The following is a 3502-nucleotide window of genomic DNA, read 5'->3' as shown; positions in this document are numbered from 1 at the left end:
ACCCAGTTGAAGAACTTGATCCCGGTCGGCACCGCGATCAGGTAGGTCATGAAGGAGAAGAACGGCAGCAGCACCGCGCCGGTGGCGAACATGTGGTGCGCCCACACCGCGACCGACAGCGCGGCGATCGACAGCGTCGCGTAGACCAGCGTGGTGTAGCCGAAGATCGGCTTACGCGAGAACACCGGGAAGATCTCGGTCACGATGCCGAAGAACGGCAACGCCACGATGTAGACCTCGGGGTGTCCGAAGAACCAGAAGAGGTGCTGCCACAACAGCACTCCGCCGTTGGCCGAGTCGTAGATGTGCGCGCCCAGATGGCGATCGGCAGCCAGCCCGAACAGTGCAGCGGTCAACAGCGGGAAGGCCAGCAGCACCAGGATGGACGTCACCAGGATGTTCCAGGTGAAGATCGGCATCCGGAACATCGTCATACCCGGCGCCCGCATACATACGACGGTGGTGATCATGTTGACCGCGCCCAGGATTGTGCCCAGACCGGCGACGATCAGGCCCATGATCCATAGGTCCGCACCGGCGCCCGGCGAGTGGATGGCATCGGTCAGCGGCGTGTAGGCGGTCCAGCCGAAGTCGGCGGCGCCGCCAGGCGTGATGAAGCCGGCCATACCGATCGTCGCGCCGAACAAGAACAGCCAGAACGAGAAGGCGTTGAGGCGAGGGAACGCCACGTCCGGTGCCCCGATCTGCAACGGGAGCACCAAGTTGGCGAAGCCGAACACGATCGGCGTCGCGTAGAACAGCAGCATGATCGTGCCGTGCATGGTGAACAGCTGGTTGAACTGCTCGTTGGACAGGAACTGCAGTCCGGGCGCAGCCAATTCGGTGCGCATCAGTAGAGCGAGTAGTCCGCCGATGAAGAAGAAGATGAAGCAGGCGACTACGTACATGATCCCGATCAGCTTGTGATCGGTGGTGGTGATCAGCCGGTAGATCAGGTTGCCTTTAGGGCCTGTTCGCGGCGGGTAGGGACGACTAGCCTCGAGTTCTCCCAGCGGGGGCGCTTCGGCAGTCAAGAGCTCCTCCAAACGTCGGGCAGGGCAACTGGGATCAGTGGCTTTTGAGTCTAGCGTTCGAGTGGGCGCCGCGACGGACAGGTCCTACAAACTGTCGTAATAGCCCGGTGAACACTTTTGGCAGCTGCCGTCGCGTGCTGGCGGACTCGGTCTCAGCTGGTCAGATGTTAACGTCGGACCGTGCTGCTCAGGGGTATGCGACCCGCGTTGGCCGCGGCCGCCGCGGCAGCAATTGCGGCCGCATGCAGCGGCTGCACCTCCGGATCATCCGGCGGAAACGGCGCGTCGTCGGCGTCGGTGATCACCAGTACGACGCAGATCGCTGGGGCGGGCGTGTTGGGCAACCAGCGTCGGCCCGACGAGTCGTGTGCACCGGAACCGGCCGCCGCGGATGCCGGGCCGGCGCCGCGGACCGCCCACAACGCGGCCGGGGTCGAGCCGGACACCGCCGAGGTTCCCGACGATCCGCAGCGCATCGTGGTGCTCTCCGGCGACCAGCTCGACGCCCTGTGCGCGCTGGGCCTGCAGTCGCGGATTGTCGGGGCCGCGCTGCCGGACGGGTCGTCGGATCAGCCGTCGTATCTGGGCACGGTCGTGCACAAGCTGCCGGGCGTCGGCTCCCGCAGCAGCCCCGACCTGGCCGCGATCAAAGCCGCCAAACCGGACCTGATCCTCGGCTCGCAGGCCCTGACGCCGAAGCTGTATTCGGCACTGGCCGCTATCGCGCCGACGGTGTTCACCGGGTCGCCCGGCGCGGCCTGGCAGAACAACTTTCGCGGGGTCGGCGAGGCGACCGCGCGCGCCGACGCCGCGGGCGATGTGATCGACCACTTCACCACGAAGGCACACGACGACGGCGCCGCGCACGATGCCGGCCATTACCAGGCATCCGTTGTGCAGTTCACCGAGAACACCATCCGGATCTACGGAACCGACAACTTCCCCGCCAGCGTGCTGACCACAATCGGCGTTGATCGCCCTGCGGCGCAACGGTTTACCGACAAGCCCTACATCGAGGTGGGGAGCACTGACGCCGACCTGAACAACGCGGACTTCTCCAAGGCCGACGCGGACGTCGTGTACGTGTCGTTCGACTCGCCGGCCGCCAAAGACCGCGCGCCCACCATCTTTGACAGCGACTCGTGGCGCAGGCTCGCGGCCACCCGCGACAACCGAGTGTTCGTGGTCAACAACGAGGTATGGCAGACCGGTGAGGGCGTGATCGCGGCCCGCGGCATCATCGACGACCTTCGCTGGATCAACGCGCCGATCAACTAGCCGCTGAAAACACCCGATCCGCTGGAATTCCTGTAATCACCATTAACTTCGGCTAAGAAGATGCGAAGACGCCTATCCCAGTGCGGGCGCACCGGTGAGAGCGAAGGAGCGCAGCGTTGAACGGATACAAGAAGGTCGCCACAGTTGGCCTCTTCGTTGGCGTCGCCAGCGCACTGAGCAATCCCGCGGCCTACGCCGACGACACTCTGCTGGGGCCGCTGTCGGGGAGCGACACGGCGATCATCCTCGGTGGAACCACCGAGCCGACGCCGTCGACCGCCTTCGCGCAGGCCGCCGAGAATCTGTTTCTGAACCCGCTGGGTTTCGACGGCGGCGCGACCTCCTCGACGGTCTGCGACATGATCGGGACCGACCCGTGCGCCGCGCCGTTGCAGGTGCTGACGACACCCGAACTGATCCAGCAGGGCCCGAGTAGCCTGACGGCCGCGGACGACGTCGTTCTCGCCGTGGAGAACGAATTCACCGCCAATCCAGGCGCTTTCACCGCCGAGGACCCGCTGACGATCTTCGGATACTCCCAGAGCGCCACCGCCGAGTCCATCGCGATGAGCCGACTCGCAGCAGACGGCATCCCCAGCGCCGATCTGCACTTCGTGTTCATTGGTGACCCCTCGCTGGCGGACACCGGGATATGGCCCAATCTAGTGCCGGACATGGACTCGTTATTCGGCTCGAGCGTGACGAACACGCTTCTCACCGATCTCGGCTTTGCCCAAGTCCTCGGAAACGTGACGCCGGATGATCTGTACCCCACCACCATTTACAGCCTGGCCACCGATCCGGTATCCAACTTCCAAGGGGTCTTCGAAACCAAGGGCCTGCTGGGCGCACTGCTGGACGTATTCGGTCCACATGTGGAGTACCTGGGCTTGACGCCGGCTGAAATCGCTGACGCGACCACGACGACCCACGACTTGCTCACCTACGTCGACATCCCCGACAACTTCAATGACGCTGACGCCTGGCTCAGTGCGGTATTCGAGCACGGGGCCGCTGGCAGCGGATTGCTCGAGAGCGTATTGCAGTCTCTCGAATTGTATTTGACCAATTCGTTCTGACCCGGGTCGCGGGGCGCACCGGATAGCGGCGCATCTGACATCTGGCCGGCGGTGTGAGATCGAACGCACCCAGCAAAATACATAGTCTGCCTATGCTAATGTCGATGGCGT

3 protein-coding genes are annotated in these 3502 nt (G+C 64.3%); 2 read left to right on the top strand and 1 reads right to left on the bottom strand.

What is annotated here, in order from left to right:
- Window positions 1-1034 (bottom strand): cbb3-type cytochrome c oxidase subunit I (locus VN856_RS02360; protein WP_325685770.1); only part of this gene is annotated, 1034 nt, incomplete at its 3' end.
- 195 nt (window positions 1035-1229) lie between these two features.
- Here VN856_RS02360 and VN856_RS02355 point away from each other — a divergent pair.
- Window positions 1230-2312, top strand: coding sequence for an iron-siderophore ABC transporter substrate-binding protein (locus VN856_RS02355; protein ID WP_325685772.1), 1083 nt, complete (start codon window positions 1230-1232; stop codon window positions 2310-2312).
- Between the two features lie 116 nt (window positions 2313-2428).
- The gene (locus VN856_RS02350) at window positions 2429-3391 is read left to right on the top strand and encodes a PE-PPE domain-containing protein (protein ID WP_325685768.1); all 963 of its coding nucleotides are present in this window, start codon (window positions 2429-2431) and stop codon (window positions 3389-3391) included.
- Window positions 3392-3502 lie beyond the last annotated feature (111 nt).

This window comes from Mycobacterium sp. (genome assembly GCF_035603715.1).
In the GTDB taxonomy this organism is placed as follows: domain Bacteria; phylum Actinomycetota; class Actinomycetes; order Mycobacteriales; family Mycobacteriaceae; genus Mycobacterium.
The sequence above is the reverse complement of the archived record's forward strand: the minus strand, read 5'-3'. Positions and strand labels throughout refer to the sequence as shown.

Bases quoted from the DNA above. Each gene is read 5' to 3' on its own strand.
- VN856_RS02355 (WP_325685772.1), top strand. From the start codon at position 1,230: ATGCGACCCGCGTTGGCCGCGGCCGCCGCGGCAGCAATTGCGGCCGCA.